The organism is Enhygromyxa salina (assembly GCF_002994615.1).
In the GTDB taxonomy this organism is placed as follows: domain Bacteria; phylum Myxococcota_A; class Polyangia; order Nannocystales; family Nannocystaceae; genus Plesiocystis; species Plesiocystis salina_A.
Window position 1 is genome coordinate 1 of the sequence record NZ_PVNK01000093.1, and the last position, 18,330, is coordinate 18,330.

The 18,330-nt window shown below is 68.3% G+C and carries 10 protein-coding genes and 1 CRISPR repeat array; of the genes, 8 read left to right on the forward strand and 2 right to left on the reverse strand.

Annotated elements, in window-relative coordinates; all coding sequences use genetic code 11:
- Positions 1-190 precede the first annotated feature (190 nt).
- Positions 191-1,480: a CRISPR direct-repeat array (repeat unit 36 nt; unit sequence GCTTCAATGGGGCCGCCCTCTTGCGAGGGCGGAAGG).
- Positions 1,481-1,862: 382 nt separating this feature from the next.
- The 8 genes from cas4 to ENSA5_RS08575 all read left to right on the forward strand — a co-directional run bounded on the left by cas4 (position 1,863) and on the right by ENSA5_RS08575 (position 14,713).
- Positions 1,863-2,555, forward strand: coding sequence for a CRISPR-associated protein Cas4 (gene cas4, locus ENSA5_RS08540; RefSeq protein ID WP_181197528.1), 693 nt, complete (start codon positions 1,863-1,865; stop codon positions 2,553-2,555).
- The gene (locus tag ENSA5_RS08545) at positions 2,515-2,766 is read left to right on the forward strand and encodes a CRISPR-associated endonuclease Cas1 (protein WP_258182796.1); all 252 of its coding nucleotides are present in this window, start codon (positions 2,515-2,517) and stop codon (positions 2,764-2,766) included. Before cas4 ends, ENSA5_RS08545 begins: the two co-directional genes overlap by 41 nt.
- Position 2,767: 1 nt before the next feature.
- A complete protein-coding gene (cas2, locus tag ENSA5_RS37270; RefSeq protein WP_181197529.1) occupies positions 2,768-3,067 on the forward strand; it encodes a CRISPR-associated endonuclease Cas2 in 300 nt (99 codons plus the stop codon).
- A gap of 310 nt (positions 3,068-3,377) precedes the next feature.
- Positions 3,378-4,574, forward strand: coding sequence for a type I-G CRISPR-associated RAMP protein Csb1/Cas7g (gene cas7g, locus ENSA5_RS08555; protein WP_106391142.1), 1,197 nt, complete (start codon positions 3,378-3,380; stop codon positions 4,572-4,574).
- Positions 4,575-4,587: 13 nt separating this feature from the next.
- Positions 4,588-6,171 (forward strand): type I-G CRISPR-associated protein Csb2, encoded by a 1,584-nt coding sequence (gene csb2 / locus ENSA5_RS08560; RefSeq protein WP_106391143.1) that lies wholly within the window; start codon positions 4,588-4,590, stop codon positions 6,169-6,171.
- Entirely contained in the window at positions 6,164-9,001 is a 2,838-nt protein-coding gene (gene cas3g, locus ENSA5_RS08565; RefSeq protein ID WP_181197530.1) for a type I-G CRISPR-associated helicase/endonuclease Cas3g, read from the forward strand. The genes csb2 and cas3g overlap by 8 nt, the downstream gene beginning before the upstream one ends.
- On the forward strand, positions 8,998-10,005 hold the full coding sequence (locus tag ENSA5_RS08570) for a type I-G CRISPR-associated protein, Cas3-extension family (protein WP_106391145.1): 1,008 nt from the start codon (positions 8,998-9,000) through the stop codon (positions 10,003-10,005). The genes cas3g and ENSA5_RS08570 overlap by 4 nt, the downstream gene beginning before the upstream one ends.
- Positions 10,006-10,540: 535 nt before the next feature.
- Complete coding sequence (locus tag ENSA5_RS08575) at positions 10,541-14,713, forward strand: pilus assembly protein (protein ID WP_106391146.1); 4,173 nt, start codon at positions 10,541-10,543, stop codon at positions 14,711-14,713.
- Between the two features lie 52 nt (positions 14,714-14,765).
- Here ENSA5_RS08575 and ENSA5_RS08580 read toward each other — a convergent pair whose 3' ends face one another.
- Entirely contained in the window at positions 14,766-16,724 is a 1,959-nt protein-coding gene (locus ENSA5_RS08580) for an IgGFc-binding protein (RefSeq protein ID WP_106391147.1), read from the reverse strand.
- An 82-nt stretch (positions 16,725-16,806) separates the two neighbouring features.
- Positions 16,807-18,330: transglutaminase-like domain-containing protein (locus ENSA5_RS08585; protein WP_146155480.1), on the reverse strand; the 1,524-nt coding region annotated here is incomplete at its 5' end.

Genomic DNA, 18,330 nt, shown 5'->3' on the forward strand with positions numbered 1-18,330 from the left:
GTGGTGTGGGGGGCAGTGGGGAGGCTCTCTTGTGAGGGGGGAAGGTCCTCGGTTGGTGCCTGCTCGATTTTGGGTCGTGTTCTCGTGTCAAGCCGCATAAGAACAGGTGTCCGAATTTTTGGGGCAAGACCAGCCCTCTTGCGAGGGCGGAAGGGTCCTGCTCGACGATCGCCTCGATGTCATCACGCAAGCTTCAATGGGGCCGCCCTCTTGCGAGGGCGGAAGGCCGCTCAACTCGCCCGCGTGGCGCTCGACAAGGACCGGCGAGGCTTCAATGGGGCCGCCCTCTTGCGAGGGCGGAAGGGCCTGTCGACCTGCACAGGAGCTAGCGAAGGTGTACTTGCTTCAATGGGGCCGCCCTCTTGCGAGGGCGGAAGGGCCGTGGGTGGTCATCCGGTGCGGCCACTTGACGTGCTTCAATGGGGCCGCCCTCTTGCGAGGGCGGAAGGCTGCTCACCGCTCCAGGGATGCCAAGCAGCAGCTCGTCGAAGCTTCAATGGGGCCGCCCTCTTGCGAGGGCGGAAGGGGGCGGGCGCGTCGCCCCGCCGGTGATCTCGATCGTCAAGCTTCAATGGGGCCGCCCTCTTGCGAGGGCGGAAGGGACGTCGAGGCCGACCGAGCCACGCCCCGACACCTCCGGAAGCTTCAATGGGGCCGCCCTCTTGCGAGGGCGGAAGGGGCTGCGCTGTCGGTGTCCATCCGGCAGGTCACTCGTCGCTTCAATGGGGCCGCCCTCTTGCGAGGGCGGAAGGTGCACGCGCTAATCGCGGGGGCCTCACCGCGCCAACGGCTTCAATGGGGCCGCCCTCTTGCGAGGGCGGAAGGGCGCCAGCGCAAGCCGGACGGAAAGCCGCGGGGCTAGCTTCAATGGGGCCGCCCTCTTGCGAGGGCGGAAGGCGAAGGCTGGCGCAGTTGGGCAGGGAGAAGACGAAATGCTTCAATGGGGCCGCCCTCTTGCGAGGGCGGAAGGTACTTGGGCTTCGACATGTTGCCAGCCTACCAGAAGCTTCAATGGGGCCGCCCTCTTGCGAGGGCGGAAGGTACTTGGGCTTCGACATGTTGCCAGCCTACCAGAAGCTTCAATGGGGCCGCCCTCTTGCGAGGGCGGAAGGTCTAACCTCTTGAAAGGACCGCGATGGGTCGACACAGCTTCAATGGGGCCGCCCTCTTGCGAGGGCGGAAGGGAGGGGCATAGCCCCCGAAAACCTCGGCCGCGGCAGCGCTTCAATGGGGCCGCCCTCTTGCGAGGGCGGAAGGCCGTCGGGAGTGGTGCCGGCGGAGGGGCCTCCTGCCCGCTTCAATGGGGCCGCCCTCTTGCGAGGGCGGAAGGGCGACCCGCGAGGCCGACGAGGCGTGCGCGAAGGCCGCATAGCTTCAATGGGGCCGCCCTCTTGCGAGGGCGGAAGGTCGAACTGCGGCAGGTCCGGCGCGCCATCGAATCAGCGCTTCAATGGGGCCGCCCTCTTGCGAGGGCGGAAGGGGCACCGCTGCAACCCTGCGAGATCATACCGAAATTCCATCCCCAACGCACGCAGGGCGATTCCGCGCCCGATTTTCGGCCTCCATGTTCGTCTCTCCCGTTTTCAAACATCGTTCTACCCCCACATCACGCGCCGAAATCAGCGTTTTGCACGCAAGATGGGGGGTAAGCTGCCTGCGACCCCGCGTGCATCGTGTCGACCGCCCATACCACTGAACACGAATCCAGCGCAAGCTGAACGCAAACCCAGGCTCATAAATTAAAATCAGATCAAGCGATCCGATCACTCTCGCAGAGCACAGTGTCTCCGGACCAAGACGTTCCCATGGACATCCCAACATTCGTCCCCGCCAACCCAAACGCCGATATCCTCCCTGTCCGAATGTGCAATGAGCTCGTGTACTGCGAGCGTCTATTCCACCTCGAGCATGTGCAAGGCATATTCGTCGATTCGGCCGACACCATCTCCGGCCGGGACGAGCACGAACGCGCCGCCCGCCGCGGCCGCAGAGCTCGGGCCAGCAAGTCGAGCTCCGACCTGCCTCCTTGGCCCGAGCTCCCCCGCAGCCTCGACATCATCTCCAGTGAATTCGGTGTTCGCGGAAAAATCGACTTTCTCGAGATCGAGGACGACCAGGTCATCGTCGTCGAGACCAAGCACGGTCGCGCGCCAAAACAGCCCGGCCCACGCTCCTGGTACGACCACGAACTCCCCGAAGTCGCCTGGCCCGCAGACCTCGCCCAGCTCGGGCTCTACATGGCAATGCTCCGTGAGTACGGCCTCGACGCCCAGGAAGGTCGCATCTTCTATCGTGGCTCGCGCTCCACGGTCACCATCCCCTGGTCCGAGCCGCTCGAGGCCTTCCTCCACGCCGTCGTGCGTCGCGCTCGAGAGGTCGGCGAGCTCGCGACCCCACCCGAGCCGCTGCGCGACAGCCCCAAGTGTCCGGGCTGCTCGCTCCACGACGTGTGTCTGCCCGGCCCTGGCCCTCGACCTCGTCGAGCCCTTCCGGCCAGCCTGGGCCGACACCGCGATCCTCCGCATGCTCGCAACCGGCGGGATCAGCCGAGATGACTTTTCCCTCAGCCCCGCTGGCGTCTATCTCAGCGACGCCGGCCGTCGCAAGCTCATCGCCGCCCACGAACGCAGGGCCCGCGAGGAGACCACTCACCCGCGCTTTGGCTATCGCATGTCCTATCGTCGAATCCTCGAGCTCGAGATCCGCGTGCTCGGCAAGTACCTGCTCGGCGAGGTCGACGAGTACGCCCCGATCTGGACTCGCTGACATGCGCCGCCACTATCTAATTAGCTACGACATCTGCAACGAACTCCGTCTGCGACGCGTCCACGGCATCGTCAAGGATTTTGGCCAACCGGTCCAGTATTCGGTCTTCCTCGCCCGGCTCACAGACAGCCACAAGGCGGAGCTCGTGCGTCGGCTGGCGAAGGTCGTGCACCACGAGGAAGATCAGGTGTTGTTCTTCGATCTGGGCAAGGTCAAGGGGCAGCACGAAATCGAGCCTCCGGTCCACGAAGTGGTCGGGCGACCGCTCGGAACAGAAAACTCGCGCATCGTGGTCGTCTGAGGTGTACACTCAGCGCCGAGCCAGCCCATGACCTTTGCAACCTTCTTTAGACGCGCGACTTCGCACCCGGCGTACGACTACCAAGCATCGTTCGCGACCGCGGCGCAGCTCCGGGTGCAGGCAAGATCGCCGCTGACGCGGTCCGCAAAAAGATGCGCTCGCGGATCGAGCAGACGGCGCGACACGATGGGCGGCTACGCGATGTGCCGCTCTCGCTGGCCGGTCCGCTTTGGTTGGCTGAATAACGACCTGTCGAAGACCTGCCTGCACCCTCCATTCAATTTTTCACCCGATCGCAAGCGACACAACCATGCCCACGGATAGCTCCCCCCTCTCCCTCGACACGATCCAACAAGCCGTGCACGGCGACGGTGCAGCCTTCCGCCTGCGCGCTCGTCTACAGCCCGCTGGCGGGCCCGGCGACAAGGTCTTTCCGCCCACCTACGCCACCGGCCAAGACGGCAAGAAGCACGAGACCCGCTACGCCACCGAAGTCCGGGTGATCGACGGTGAGCGGAAACCATCGGTGCTCCTCGACTCCGTCGCCTCGCAGGCGAACCGCATGGAGCTCGCGCTGCTCGAGGCCCGGCGCCGCGGCGAGATCGAGCTGCCGGTCGTCGGCGTGGACTTTGAAGCCGAGTTCCCCGATCTGGGCCGGATCACCGCGCTCGAGGCTCCCCACCGCGTCTACGATGCCATCTTGCGCGATGCGACCCTCGACGGGGAGGCGTTTCGGGCGTCGGAGGTCGGGCGTCGGCTGACCGACGCGAGCCCGGCCGACGCGCGGGCGATGCTGGAGTACTGCCCGACGGCGCTGCTGTTTGGCGCGTGGGACTCGACCGGCCCTCGCGGCGGGATGGGCCACAAATTTCAGCGTGTGCTGGTCAGCGAGGTGGTCGCGGTCGGCTTCGCGGCGGGCACGGCGGTCGGCAGCCGGATGGACCCGCTGCAGATCGCCGCCAGCGTGCGGCTGAACGTGCCAAAGGGGGAGTCCGACGACTGGAGCGTGTCGGGCAAGGGCAAGCACCGCCCGTCCGAGGTCAACCACTCCAACATCGCGCCCACGCGCAACGAAGAGGCCGGCGGCGTCACCTTCGAGTACGCGCTCCACACAGCGGTCTACTCGCTGCCCGCGCTTCGTCGGCTGCGCTTCGGCAGCTGGGACGCAACCAAGACCGAGGCCGCGCACACGCTCCTCGGCGCGCTGGGGGTCCTCGCCGTCGTGCTTCAGCGCCGCAGCGGCTACGACTTCCGCAGTCGCTGCTCGCTGATCCCCGAGGCGCCCGCGCAGCTCGAGCAGGTCGCCGCCGACGGCACCATCACGCACCTAGAGCTGTCGGTCGACGACGCCGTCGGGGTCTACGGTCAGGCCGTCGAGGCCGCGAAGAAGGTCGGCGTGGGCTGGGCTGCGAGCGACATCGTCTTGCAGCCAATGCCGAAGCTGGTCCAGCTCATCCGCGCCAGCCGCGAGGCGTTGCGCGCCGGTTCACCGGAAGCCGAAGGTTGAGCCGGGCGAAGACATGCTCTCGCTCCGCATCGAGCTGCTCACGGGTCGCTATGTGGCCTCGGAGTACAACAACCGCGACCGCGCCGAGTGGCCGCCTCACCCCGCGCGGGTGTTCTCTGCGCTGGTGGCCGCGTACTACGAGGGCAGCCAGCCCGCGGGCGGCGAGCGAGCACTGCGCTGGCTGGAGACCTTGCCAGCGCCGCTGCTGGGCTTCTCGCCTGCGTGCGCGCGGGACTTGAAGACCCACTTCGTGCCCGTCAACGATCGGGCGCTGAGCGACGCGGCGAGGGTCGACAACGCGTGGGCGAAGGTCTTGGCCCCCGGGTTGACGGACAAGCAGCGCGCCAAGGCCGAGGCTCGGCTGAAGAAGGCGTACGCTGCGGTCTCGGCCGAAGACAAGAAGCTCGCCAAGACCTTCCGCGAGGCCCTCGACCACGTGATGCCCGCGAGCCGGACCAAGCAGCCGCGGACCTTCCCCTCGGTCACGCCGGAGCACCCGGTCGTCCACCTGACCTGGGACGAGGCGCCCGACGCCGAGCTCCGCCGGGGCCTCGACGCGCTCGCGGCCGCGCTCGTCCGGATCGGCCACTCGAGCTCGCTGGTCACCGCGACCTGGACCGACGACGCGCCCGAGCCCGCGTGGGTCCCCGACGCTGGCGGCGAAGAGGTCCTGCGCTGGGTCCGACCCGGCCAGCTCGACGCCCTCAATGCTCTGCACGAGGCCGCGCCCTACTCCGAGCAGCGGGTGATGCCCTTCACGGTCGTGCGCTACCGGCCCCATCGGCCGCTCGTCGCGTGCTTCGCCTCGTGCTTCACCCCCAACTTCACGGTGCTGCGACGCGTCGACGGCCCGCGACTGCCGATCCAGGCGGCCGAGACCGTGGCCGACGCGGTCCGTCGGGCGCTGATGAGCCACGCCGATGACCCGACGCCGTCGCTGATCACAGGCCATGGCCCCGGCGGCGGCCGGCTCGAGGGCGACCACCTGGCGATCGCCGTCTTGCCCTACGTCGAGGGGGCCCACGCCAGCGGGGATCTGCTCGGCGTCGCCTTGATCCCGCCGGCCGGGCTCGAGCTCGAGGAGCTTCGCCCGCTCTACGCCGCGGTCGCCAAGTGGGAAGACGCGGCCGCGCAAGTTGGCGACGAGCCTCGCTCGGTGCTGACCCTCGGCCGCCTCGGGCGCTGGGTGCTCGAGCGCAACCTGGACATCTCGCCGCTGTACAACCTCCGCGAAGCGACCTGGACCCGGTGCTCACGCGGGTGGGCCAGCGTCACGCCGGTCGTGCTCGACCGCCACCCGGGGTCGCTGTCGAGCGGTCGCCCGCAGAGCGTCGCTCGAGCCAACGCCGCGGTCGCGGCGTCTTGCCGTCGGATCGGGCTCCCGGAGCCGGCAGAGATCGAGCTGAGCGAGTCGCCCTTTTTCAAGGGCTCCGTCGATGCCCGGCAATTTCGCCGTCGGCCGGGCTCGAAGGATCGCCGGCCGCTGCTGCATGTGCGCCTGCGCTTCGACGAGCTGGTCACGGGGCCAGTGCTGCTCGGCGCTGGCCGCTACCGGGGCCTGGGCCTGCTGCGCCCGTGGGGAGGTCGAGATGCCTGAGCTCAGTCCCAAAGACTTCGACGCCTTCATGCGAGAGGTCACCGGCTTTACACCCTTCCCGTGGCAACGCCGGCTACTCACTCGTGTGCTCGACTCGGGCTGGCCCGCGCTGCTCGACCTGCCGACCGGCACGGGCAAGACCTCCGCGCTGCTCGTGGCCCTCTACGTCCTCGCCCTCGACCCCGAGCGCTCGGCCCGGCGGATCGCCCTGGTCGTCGATCGACGCATCATCGTGGACCAGGTCGACGGCTTCGCCCGCAAGGTCCGCGAGGCCCTCTGCGACCGCGAGCGCCCGACTTGCGCCAAGGTCGGGGCCCGGCTGCGCGAGCTCTCGGCGAGCGCGGGCGCGGACCCGGTGCGGGTCGTCCACCTCCGCGGCGGGATCCCGCGCGACGACACCTGGCTGAGCGCGCCCGACCAGCCCACGCTGATCTCCTCGACCGTCGACCAGGTCGGCTCCCGGCTCTTGTTTCGTGGCTACGGGGTCTCGGAGTGCATGCGCCCCGTCCACGCCGGGCTGCTCGCGAGCGACACCCTCTATTTCCTCGACGAGGTCCACCTCGCCACGGCCTTCGAAGAGACCCTCATGTGCCTGCGCGAGACCTACTCCAAGTGGCCAGAGCGCGGGGGCACCGGGCGGCCCTTTCAGGTCGTGCGCATGAGCGCGACCCTGCGAAGCGGGCTTCAGTCAAAGGACGTCTTCGGCCTGAGCGAAGACGACCACGCCGACCCCGTGCTGGCGCGGCGCCTCGGGGTCTCGCGCCGCGCGGCGCTGGAATTGGTCAAGACCAAGCGCGCGAGCACTCCGGCCGCGCGCGCGGGCAATCGCAGCCTCATCGCCGAGGCGGCGTGCAGGCGGGCGAGGGCGGCCGCGAAGGCCGGCGCGACGGCGATCGGCGTCGTGGTCAACCGGGTCGACACTGCCCGGCGCGCAGCTGCGCGGCTGCGCGAGCTCGACGAGGGCGAGGTCTTGCTGCTCACCGGTCGCATGCGCCCCTACGAACGAAGCGCGATCCAGGACGCGCTCGAAGCGACGGCCGCCGCGGGCGTGGACCGCCCGGCAGATGCCCGTCCGACCTTCGTGGTGGCCACGAGCTGCATCGAAGCGGGCGCCGACCTCGACTTCGACGCCCTCGTCACCGAGGTCGCCAGCCTCGACGCGGTCCGCCAGCGCTTCGGTCGGCTCAACCGCCTGGGCAACTACGAGACCGCCCCGGCCTGGGTCCTCGCGGCCCGCGATCAGCTCGGGAAGACGGCCGAGCCCGATCCCGTCTACGGCGAGGCCCTCCGCGCGACCTGGGACTACCTGGGCGAGATCGCCGAGAGTCGAGACAAGCAGCAGCAGGTCGAGTTCGGGCTGTCGAGCTTCGTCGAGCCCAGCGAAGAGCGCCGGGCCAAGCTGCTCCCGAAGCGCAACGAGGCGCCGGTGTTGTTTCCGAGCTACCTCGACATGTGGTCGGAGACCCGGCCGGCGCCCCACCCCGACCCGGACCCGGCGCTGTGGCTCCACGGCAAGGAGGCGCGGGAGGAGCGAGACGTCAGCCTGATCTTCCGCGCTGACCTCTGCGAGGAGTGCGACGGCAGCGAGGAGCAGACGGCGCAGGTGCGTGATGCGCTCGAGTTCCTGCCGCCGCTCGCCGACGAAGCCGTGAGCGTGCCGCTGCGGCAGCTGCAGGCTTGGCTCGGCGAGGACGCCCGAGCGTGGCGCTGGTCGAGCGAGGGGGTCGAGGCGGTCCCCGTTGACGAGCTTCGCGCGGGCGCGACCGTGATCGTGCCCGCGAGCCGCGGTGGACTCGGCGCGGGAACCTGGGACCCGAGCGCCACGCAGGCCGTCGACGACGTGGCGGAGCGCGCGACCCATGCCGGGCGCGAGCTCGCCAAGCTGCGCCTCGATCCTCAAACCCTTCCCAACGCTCTCGCCGCCAGCGTCCCGCGGCCGGTCGAGTCCGACGACCCCGAGGAGGTCGAGGCCGCGCGGCTCGAGTGCCTCGCCTGGCTCACAAAGCTCGCCGACAAGCTCGACGAGGTCCCCGCAGACTGGCGGCCAGTCCTCGCCCAGATCAGCGACCCGAAGGCCAGGCGCGTGCTCCTCGTGGCGGAGCTAAAAAAGGGCGAGAGGATCTGGCGCGTGGCTGTCGCCCCGCCCAAGCGTGCGCTCGAGGCCACGACTGAAGACGCTGTCTCGGTCTTCTCCGGGGTCGAGGTGTCGCTGGCCTCTCACCTCGAGGACGTGCGCGCGTGGGCGGCTAGCTTCGCGCGGGCGGCGGGTCTCGACCCGAAGATCGCCGAAGATGTCGCCCTCGCTGGGCTCGTCCACGACCTCGGCAAGGCTGACCTTCGCTTTCAAGCCCTGCTGCGCGGTGGCGACCCGATCCGGGCAGTCGCGGGTGAGCCCTTGGCCAAGTCGCGTCAGTTTGGCTCGGCCAGCGGGCGCGAGCGTGCCGCGCGTCGCAGTGGCTGGCCTCGGGGGCTACGCCATGAGCTCGTATCCCTCGCGCTCTTCGATGCCAGCGATGCGCTGCGCGAGCGTGCCCATGACGTCGACTTGGTTCGTCACCTGATCGCAAGTCACCACGGCTGGTGTCGGCCGTGGGCGCCGACGACCGTCGACCCCGAGCCGAAGATCGTCAGCTTCGAGGTCGCGGGGATCCGCGCCGAGGTCTCGACCGCCGCCCTCGACGACGAGTTCTTGAACGCGTGCGCGTCTCGCTTTCGGCGGCTGTGCCGACGCTACGGCTGGCACGGGCTCGCATATCTCGAGGCGCTGCTGCGGCTCGGGGACCACCGCGCCAGCCGCGAGCCGGGCGCGCGACCAGGAGCAGAATCATGAGCAAGGTGCGACTCACTGGCCTCGACGCCCAAGATCCGCTCGCCTACCTCGCGGCGCTCGGCTGCCTGTTGGCGGTCTCGGACCGGTCGCGCAAGGCGGGGCGCGCTGCTCCTCGCATGAGCTTCGAGTTCGGCGCCGCCGTGGTGCCGAGCTTGGAAGGGGAGTTCGAGGATCAGGAGGAGCTGCTGAACATGCTCGCCGCAGACCTCGACGCGCTCGCGGGGCGCGGCGAGGAGCCGCGGGATCCCTTCTTGACCTTCACTTACCCCGACGGTGGCGGGAAGCAGGTGCAGGATCTCAAGCCGCCGCCGGAGCAGTTTCGGGCCTTTGCGCTGAAGCTGATCGAGGCGGGTCTCCCGACCGAGCGCCGGACCCTCGACTGGGCGGCCGCGACGCTCACCGACGTCGCGACCGACCACTCGGGCAACGGCAAGCCCTTCGCCCTGCACTTCACGGCTGGGCAGCAGCGCTTCTTGACGGTGGCGCTCGAGCTGCTCGACGGCGCTGGGACCACGCCCGCGAAACGAGCGGTCGACCGAGAGGACCTGCGTCTGGCGGTGTTCGGGCCCTGGCCGAACGACCGCGAGCTGAAGGTGTTCAGCTGGAGCCCGACGCAGGATCGGGCCTACGCGCTGCGGGCCGTGGACCCCTCGAGTGACAAGAAGCTCGGCACGCCCGGCGCCGACTGGCTGGCGCTACGCGGGATCGGCTTGCTGTCCAGCGCTCCGCAGGGCAAGGCGATCGTCACCTCCGGGGTGCACGGGCGGTGGAAGACGGCGAGCTTCAGCTACCCGGCGTGGTCCGAGGCGCTGGACGAAGACGGAGCGCGGATGCTCTTGCGGCATCCTGCGATGCGCGACCTGGAGCGGGATGGCGAGGCCCCGAGGGGGGCGCTGCGGACCTTGCCCCGAGGGGTCGAGGTGCTTTCCTGCCGGATCTCGCGGTCTGACCAGGGAGGCTACGGGGCGTTCTCTCGGCCGTCTCGACGGGCGCCTGGCGGCTGAGGTCGGCGAGTTCGCACCGCCCGGTCCGCGCAGTCGGCGTGTCAGTCTGGGCCGAACAATCCAACTGCACGGTAAGAATATTGATATTCTATCGATGCACCCCGATGGCAGCCCGCCCTGCCGCCCAAGGCATCTGGCGCACTATGCCCCAAGCCCGGCCACGCTCGCCGATCGTGACCCAGATCGCCAAAATTTCAGTGATTCCCATGGCATGATGTTTGCGTGCCTACGGGCCCGAGCCTTCACCGTGGCCGTCCTGCCTCGATCCTGCCCCTGCCAGGCATCAAGGTTACGAGCGCCAGAGGGCCGACCTGGACACCGGACACCAAACACATGCCATCAAACGCCGATTATCCAACCCACCGGCTGGGATATGCATTTGAGTGTAGGGTGCGAATTCTTTTCATAGCAGGCACGCCGCGGTGTCTTCTGATGCCCGGTTGGGGCAGCCTCGCCGCCACAGGCGGTGTAGTAAACTGCAGTGGCGAGCCTGGGGCTGGTCAATTGAGTTTTCTGAGCTCAACGGAGAACTGAGATGCGCGAACAACAAAACAAGCTGTCAAAACGCAATATCTGGCTGAAGCTGGCCGGCATCGCGTTGCTGATGTTCGGGATCGTCGGACACGCAGACAAGGCCAACGCGCGCCTCGACCCCTTCTACATCGTGCATGGCGCCAGCTACGGCGCGATCTCGCCCCGCATCCTGTTCGTGCTCGACAACTCGGGCTCGATGGCGATGGACGAGACCTACGTGCCGTTGGCGACCTACCCCAACACCAAGTGCTGGTGGCACAACTGCGAGAATTCCGCCGCGGGCGTGTTCCAGAGCCGCGTACACGCCGCGCGTTCCGTCATCAAGGAGCTCGCCGAGGCCAACGCCGGCCAGGCCGAGTTCGCGCTGATGACCTTCGGCACCGCCAACCCCCCTGATGATTCGGGCTCCGAGCCGGTCCCCGACCCCTGCGTCGCGCAGTCGAGCACCGGGTCGCTGGTGATGGGCCAGGACTATCGCTTCACCTGGGTCGAGAACGTCAACCAGCCCTACTCCACGCAATGGAAGCCGGCGACCAACGCATTCGGTAGTCAGGGCTTTTGGGTATTGTGTGGTGACAACCGGCCTTTCCCCTACCTGCGCCATGACGACCTCGGCGGCTTCTCGATGCCGAACAACAGCAATGATCCGCTGTTGGATCAGCCGCTCTACCTGACCGAGTCGGATGTCGCCTCATTCGAGAGTCACGCGAACCGCGAGCGCAAGGTGCATTGGTTCCCGCGCTTCCTCGGCCGCCGCTTCAACCTCGACTGCGCCGACCCCTATGAGCAAAACGTCGTGCTCCGGTCCGAGGGCGACTACGGCAGCACCGACGCGACCAAGCAAGCCGAGATCTGCGGCCGGGACTTCTACTACTGGCCCTACGTCGACGGCCACCCCGGCTACTCGTTCTACGACGGGCTCAGCGAAGACGACATGCTCCACCAAGAGTGTGACGACAACGGAAACTGCTCGAACAAGACCAATCAGATCCACCGCACGGGCGTGGTCCGCCGCAATCAGTTTGTCGGCGCCACGCTCTACGCTCCGTTCTACTCCAAGGCGGTCAAAGAAGACCCCAACATCGCAATGGTCGAGCAGGGCCCGCGCAGCCAGGCTGACGCCGAGCTGATGTTCAACGGTATCGTCGACAAGACCTTCGCCGGTGGGTCCGACGCGGCCTCCGGGACCCCGATGGCCGTCGCCATGGGCGTGCCGGAGTACATGGTCAAGACGGACATCAACGGCAACATCACCGGGGCCAAGCCGGCCCTGACCCAGAGCAACCGCCCGTTCTCGCACCCGACGATCGCGTCCTACCTCGCGTTCATGCGCCTCGCCGAAGAGGACCAGCTGTGCCGGCCGATGACCATGATCGTCGTGACCGACGGTCAGCCCGATCCGTGGGCCTCGCAGGGCGGCAGCAAGCTCTACAGCCGCCTGCGCAGCGTCCGGCGTGTGCTCGGGGTCAAGTCCTATATCGTCGCCTACACCGAGGGGGTGTTCGCCGACGCCACAACCTTCGCGCGGACCCATGAAATGGCCTGCGCTGCGGCCGGGGGCAACTCTGACGTGACGCCCTGCGACGGCGGCAACGACCACAATGACTGGGACACCTGCTACAACCCCGAAGACCCGGCCAATGATTGCGCGTGGCTAACCAAAGACCACACCGAGCTCGCGGAGGCCCTGACCGCGATCATCAAGCGCGAGGTCGAGATGTCGGTCCCAAGCGGGACGCCGACGGTCGCCAACGACTTTCAGCTCTCGGATCCCGACGACCCCGAGTCCTCGCAGGCGGCGGTTCAGACCTCGATCAGCTCGTGGACTGACGTGCCCGGGTGGACCGGCCACCTCGCCCGCTCCGGCTGCACCGACGAAGATCCGGACAACCCTGGCCAGCTGACCGAGTACTGCCAGAACGTCGCCGACGTGCCGCTCGACACCGACGAGCTCGAGAGCTTCGGGCCGTGCCCGCTGGGCCGGGTGTGGGACGCGGGCGAGTGCCTCGCGCTGACCGACTGGAAGGCGCGCCGTATCTATACCCACGATCTCAACAATGATGTGATCCGGGTCGCCGACAACACGGGCACGCCGACCGCAGAGTTCATCGCGCTCGTCGAGGGCCTCGACGGGCTCGGCCGCATCGACCCGCCCCTGTCGGCCGACGCGGGGCAAAAGTCCGACGAGATCGTCGCAATGGCCGAGTGGCTGCTCGGCCGCGACATGCCCGACGACTGGAAGCTGCCGGGCACGCCCAATTCGGCGCCGATCTTGATTCGTCGGGTTCCGGAACAAAAAGACAACTTCCTGCCCAGCGTCGGCATTCGTGACCCGCACTGCGCTGGGCGCCGCAACGCCCAGGGCGACGACGTCCCCGACTCGCTCAAGGACTTCGCCTACAACGCGTGGCAGCTCGCCTCGGGCGGAGGGTTCACGGATCACTACGACTACGCCGAGGCCGTGCTGATCGGCGACGACTTCGGGATGTTGCACGGCTTCCACTACGACAGCGGCAACGAGCTGTTTGGCTTCGTCCCGGCCGCGCTGCTCAGCAACTCGCGCAAGCTCTCGATCAACGGCGTCGAGAACATGGGCCAGGATGAGAAGCCCAGCGACCACCTGTTTGGGATCGCTTCGACCGTCAACGCCGGTTGGGCCTACGACGACGACGCGGGCGTCTGGCGTCACCTCGCGGTGTTTGGGCTCGGGCCGGGTGGCTCCGAGATCATGACCCTCGACGTCTCACACATGGGTCGTCTGCAAGACGACGACCCGATCGAGGTCGTGTGGACCAGCTCGACCGCCGCCAACGCGGCCGACTATGCCGCGACCCTCGGTCAGACCTGGTCGCGGCCGGCCCTGACCTACGCCGCGCCCAACCACGAGATGTCGCTCGAGCCCGCCGCCTATCTGGTGTTTGGCAGCGGCTACCGTGACGGCGTCGGCGCGGTCGAGCGCGGCCGCACGGTCTGGGTCGTCGACGCGATGACCGGCGAGACCGTGACCCAGCGGGCCTACGTCGAGCCCGTCGCCGACACCTACGACGTCACCGACGACCTCACCCAGGCGTCCGACATCGCCGTTGGCTCGCACTGCCTCTCGCGCTACTGGGGCGAGATGCAAGAGGCCTACTGGGTCGACAACGCCGGCCGCCTGTTCCGCTGGGACCTGGCGACGGATGTCAGCGACGTGACCTCGTTCCCCCATGCGGGCGACAGCGGCGGCACGTGGCCGACCAACCTCGACGGCTTCGCGACCGCGACCGAGGCGTTTCGCTTCCCGGCCTGCACGGGCACGGACGAGTTCTCGTGCTCGATCGCGGCCAACAACAAGGGCGACGTGTTCAGCTTCTCGCCCGCGGTCGTCGCCAACAACCGCATCGATGAGATCAGCGACCCTGGCACGATCTTGCCCCTCGCCGACCGCGATCAGTTCTTGATCGCCCTCGCGAGCGGCAGCCCCAACGACAACGTCATCGACGGTGGCGACGAGGCCAACGACTTCCACAGCAGCATCTATATGCTGGCGGACGACCACCGCGCCGACCAGGGCGCGGGCTTCGACATCCCGGCCGACGCCCCGACCACGGCGCCCGGCGCTCACGCTCACTTCATGCGTTTGCCGCTCAACCAGATCGAGCGCACCCGCACGATCTACTTCGCCGACGGGACCGACGAGACGGAGGTGCGGACCTTCTCCAAGTCCGCGCGACCGATCCGTGCGCCGATGATTCGCGTGACCGGTCTCGCCGATGGGACCCAGCAGATCGACGCCGAGGTCTTCTATGTGAGCTACACGATCTACGAGCCCGGCAACCCGGTCTGCGACAGCCGGTGGTTCGATTCGGATACGGGCGAGTGGGTCGCTGACCCGGGCGCCACCTACGAGATCACGTTCCGCCTCGTCGTCTCGGGCGGCGATCCCTTCGACTTCACCAACGGTTTCGCGCTGCCCAGTGACTTCGGCGACGGGTTCGGTACGAGCGGCAGCCTCAGCGGGCCCGTGGTCCAGCAAGCCGACTGCGAGGGCGACAACTGCGGCGCGGTGCTCAAGGCGCCCAAGACCTCGCCTTGCGACCCCAACGCAGACGCGCCGCCGATCAACGGCGCGATCTCGGTGCCGATCGTCTACTCGGAGCTGACCGGCTTCTCGCCCCTCGAGGTCGAGATGTAGTCGCCGGGGTCCCCGGGCTCCCCGGGGTCTCGGGGTCGCCGGGGTCCCGGGGTCAGGGGATCACCGGGACGTCGTAGATCGGCTTGACGTCGGCGCCCCCGGTATAGGCGTAGGATCCGGCCGGGCCGTAGCCGTAGACGGTCAGGCCGAAGTTGGTGTCGCCCTCGATCAGGTGCGCGCCCTCGCTGACCGGGCAGACGATCGACCAGTACTCGACGTCGCCGAGCATCCCGGCGACCTCTTGCGTGCACTCGACCGGGAGCGCGCCGCCGTCGAGGGTGAAGTTGCCCGTCGAGGGGCCGTCGTTGCCGGCCTCGTAGGGGGTCGAGAGCACGAAGTAGTTTTGGGTCCACGTCGGCGGGGTCAAGAACACGTAGCGCTCGCGGTACTGCTTGACGGCCGGGAAGTAGGTCAGCGAGGGGTCGCCGATGTGGGCGACCGTGTAGGCCTGGCTGACGAGGATCTGTGCGACCATGATCGGCGTCGTCGACTCGATGATCGCGTCGGCCTGGGCCCAGGCCTCGTGCATCTCGCCGGGCTGCAAGGTGAAGCTGTCGTGGGGCGGGGCCAGGGTCGTGGTCACGGTCGCGGGCTCGGCCACGGCCATGAAGCGCAGGATATCGGGCTCGACCCAGCCGCCGTTGCTGCGCTCGGGGCTGTGGGTGACGACGAACTCGGTCCCGAGGGAGGTGGCCGGGAAGACCTGCTCTTCGATGTGATCCGTGCAGCACAGGTCGCTGCGCTGGGGGTCCCAGTCGGGCGGGGTCGGGAGATCGTCGCCTGCGTAGATCGGCGCGATCGCCCGCTCGCCCGTGCTGAACACCGCGACCGGCTTGTCTGACTCGACCACGGTCCCGGTCATGTCGCCAGGGATCCCCTCGCTCGCGATGTTGACGATCTCCCACTCGTTGAGCTGCACGACGATCGGCTCACCGGGGTCGGCCTTGGGGATCGAGATCATGTCCGACTTCGTCGTCGTGCCCGGACGGATCGTGACGGTGGTGCCGTCTTGGGTGCCGATCACGGCGACCGAGGAGCGATCGGGGATGCCCGCGATCGGGATCAGATCGATGGGGTTGGCGGTCGGGTAGCCGATCACGCGGTGGACGGTGCCGAGGCCCGAGCTCGGCAGCAGCAGCGAGGCGTCGTTGGAGAAGTCGTTGGTGAAGGTGTTGAACTGGTAGACGACGATCGGCGAGGTCGAGCGGATCCGAAACGCGTTGTTGGTCTTGGCCGTGCCCGTCGGCCCGGGCGGATCCATGGTGTCCTCGGTCCAGCCGGTGATCTCGGCCCGGGGCAGCTGCACGGTCTTGAGCAGGCCCGGCGGGACCGTGGTCTGATCGAGGACCACGAGGTTGTCGGGCTCGCCGAGGCCAGCGATGTTGCGCTCGATGATGACGTCGGCCGGGGTCTGGCCGGCGTTGGCCAGGACCACCCCCCACGGCTCGGACGCGGGCTCGGCAAAGCCGAGGCCGAGGTCGCCGCGCTCGTTGGGTAGATCGGAGGCCCAAAACTCGCAGCCGATGTTCGAGGGCGTGTCGTCGGCGACCTCGCAGGCGTTGGCGCAAGTGCCCTCGCTGCAGACCTCACCCTGCTCGGAGTCGCACTCTTCGACGAGCTCGCCGGGGTCGCCGAATTCGTCGCAGGTGTAGACGTCGTTGCCCTGGCAGGTGTTGCCTCCGGGCACGCAGGGCAGGCAGCCGAGCTCGCTGACGCAGACCTCGTCGAAGTCGTAGCAATCGATCGGCTCCCCGGCGCTGTTGTTGTCACACGGGTAGAACAGCGTGCCCTCGCAGTAGCCACATTCCTGGCCAGCGGTCTCAGTCCCGGCGTCGGCGTCGGCGTCGGCGTCGGTCTCGGCGTCGCCGTCGAGGGTGGTGTTGCCGGTCCCAGCCTCGGTGAAGATGCTGCCCCCGTCGTCGCCCTTGCAGGCCGCGAGGCTGGTAGCTGCGAAGACTGCGAGCAGGGCGTTGCGGGGCGCACGACTATCGAGCAGAGGAGCAAAAGCCATGGCCGCTTTTATCACGGCCCGCCCGCGTGGCGGGGGCGTGTGTGGCGCGCGAGGCCGTCCAGCTCGTGCTGATCACAGGTTTTCAGCCCTGCTCTTCGTAGGTCAGGTGGGGTCCGAGCTCGATCTTGGTCTTGCCGATCGAGCGCATCATCTTGCCGCCCGAGCCGAGCGAGCCGGGCTCATCAATGCCGAATTCGAGGTAGCGGGCCGAGGTCCCGGTCTCGTTGACGGTCGCGTCGACGCCGATCCAGTCGCCGAGCCAGATCTCGGCCCAGGCGTGGTAGCCGGCCATGCCGTCGCCGCCCTGGTCGGACGCGAACACGATTCCGTCGACGACGCGGGCGGGGATGCCCGCGGCCCGCATCAGCGCGACGACCAGGACCGCGTGCTCGGTGCAGTCGCCCGCGCCGTTTTGGAGCACCTCGGACGCGGTCGCGCTGCCTCGTACCCCGGCCTGCTTGTCGATGCTGCGGAACACCGCGTCGACGATCAGGCCCGCGGCGATGATCGAGTTGGTCTCACCGCCGACGATCTTCTTGGCCTCGGCCGCGATCTTGGGGTTGTCGGACTGGGCCATGGCCGTCGGCTCGAGGTAACGGCGGATCTCGGGGTCGCGGATGTCGAGGGGCAGGCGCGGGGCGACGAAGTTGGGGTCGGGCCGCGTGGACAGCAAGGTCATCTCGTAGCGCTCACCCTCGCGCTCGACCCGGTGATAGTGGTTGGGCTCCCACAGCGTCGGGGCCTCGACGTCGTCACCCTCGACGGTGACGGTGACCTGCTGCTCGGCGAGCTCCCACCAGCGGCTGGTCGTGCGCCCGGTGACGGGCAGCTCGCTGTTGATCCGACCGGCCCCGGCCTCGCCGAGCTTGGGGGCCTCGTCGACCAAGGTTGCGACGAAGGTCCCGGCGGCGTTGACCGAGAGCGGGATGAAGTCGTGGTCGACGATCGAGTCGAGCACGGTGCCGTCTTCTTCGGTCGCCCGAAACACGTAGGCTGGGATCTGCTCGTCGCCGTGGCGAAACTCGGTCTCGCCGGTCAGCGTGAGCTCGACCTGCTCGAAGCGCTCGCGGTCGGCGTTGAAGGTCGAGAAGCTGCGGGTCGCGGGCTGACCCGTGCGCCGCCACTCCTCGACGAGCTCGAAGTCGATGGCCAGCGAGCTGCGGTAGTCGTCGGGCAGGGCGAAGCGCTTGGTCTCGTCGGCGCGGCCGGGGCCCGAGTAGCTGCTGACGATCTCGTTGCCCTCGATGGTGACCTTGCGGGTGATCGTGACGCCGGCCTCGCGCTCGATCTCGACGTCCGACACGAGCTCGTGCTTGGCGTCGTAGACGGAGGTGCTCTGGGTTGTGCTCGAGAACTGCGCGTCGTCGCCCCCGCCCTCGCGGATCAGCGAGAAGGTCACGAGCTCGTGGGAGGTCCAGGTGCCGTCGGCGGACTTCTCGAGCCGGCTCTCGACGGTGCCGAGGACCTGGCCGGCGACCGCGACCGCGAGCATCCGCTCGACGACGGTCGCGGCCGTGGGCTCGGACGCCTGGACCGACTCGGCCTCGCGGCCCTCGTGGGCGGGCGGGACCGACTGGCAGGCGAAGGCCGCGGTCAGGACCAGGGC

What these genes read in the sequence shown, in the direction of transcription:
- cas3g (WP_181197530.1), top strand. Translation starts at nt 6,164, where the DNA reads ATGCCTGAGCTCAGTCCCAAAGACTTCGACGCCTTCATGCGAGAGGTC.
- ENSA5_RS08575 (WP_106391146.1), top strand. Translation starts at nt 10,541, where the DNA reads ATGCGCGAACAACAAAACAAGCTGTCAAAACGCAATATCTGGCTGAAG.
- cas2 (WP_181197529.1), top strand. Translation starts at nt 2,768, where the DNA reads ATGCGCCGCCACTATCTAATTAGCTACGACATCTGCAACGAACTCCGT.
- cas7g (WP_106391142.1), top strand. Translation starts at nt 3,378, where the DNA reads ATGCCCACGGATAGCTCCCCCCTCTCCCTCGACACGATCCAACAAGCC.
- ENSA5_RS08570 (WP_106391145.1), top strand. Translation starts at nt 8,998, where the DNA reads ATGAGCAAGGTGCGACTCACTGGCCTCGACGCCCAAGATCCGCTCGCC.
- cas4 (WP_181197528.1), top strand. Translation starts at nt 1,863, where the DNA reads ATGTGCAATGAGCTCGTGTACTGCGAGCGTCTATTCCACCTCGAGCAT.
- ENSA5_RS08580 (WP_106391147.1), bottom strand. Translation starts at nt 16,724, where the DNA reads ATGGCTTTTGCTCCTCTGCTCGATAGTCGTGCGCCCCGCAACGCCCTG.
- csb2 (WP_106391143.1), top strand. Translation starts at nt 4,588, where the DNA reads ATGCTCTCGCTCCGCATCGAGCTGCTCACGGGTCGCTATGTGGCCTCG.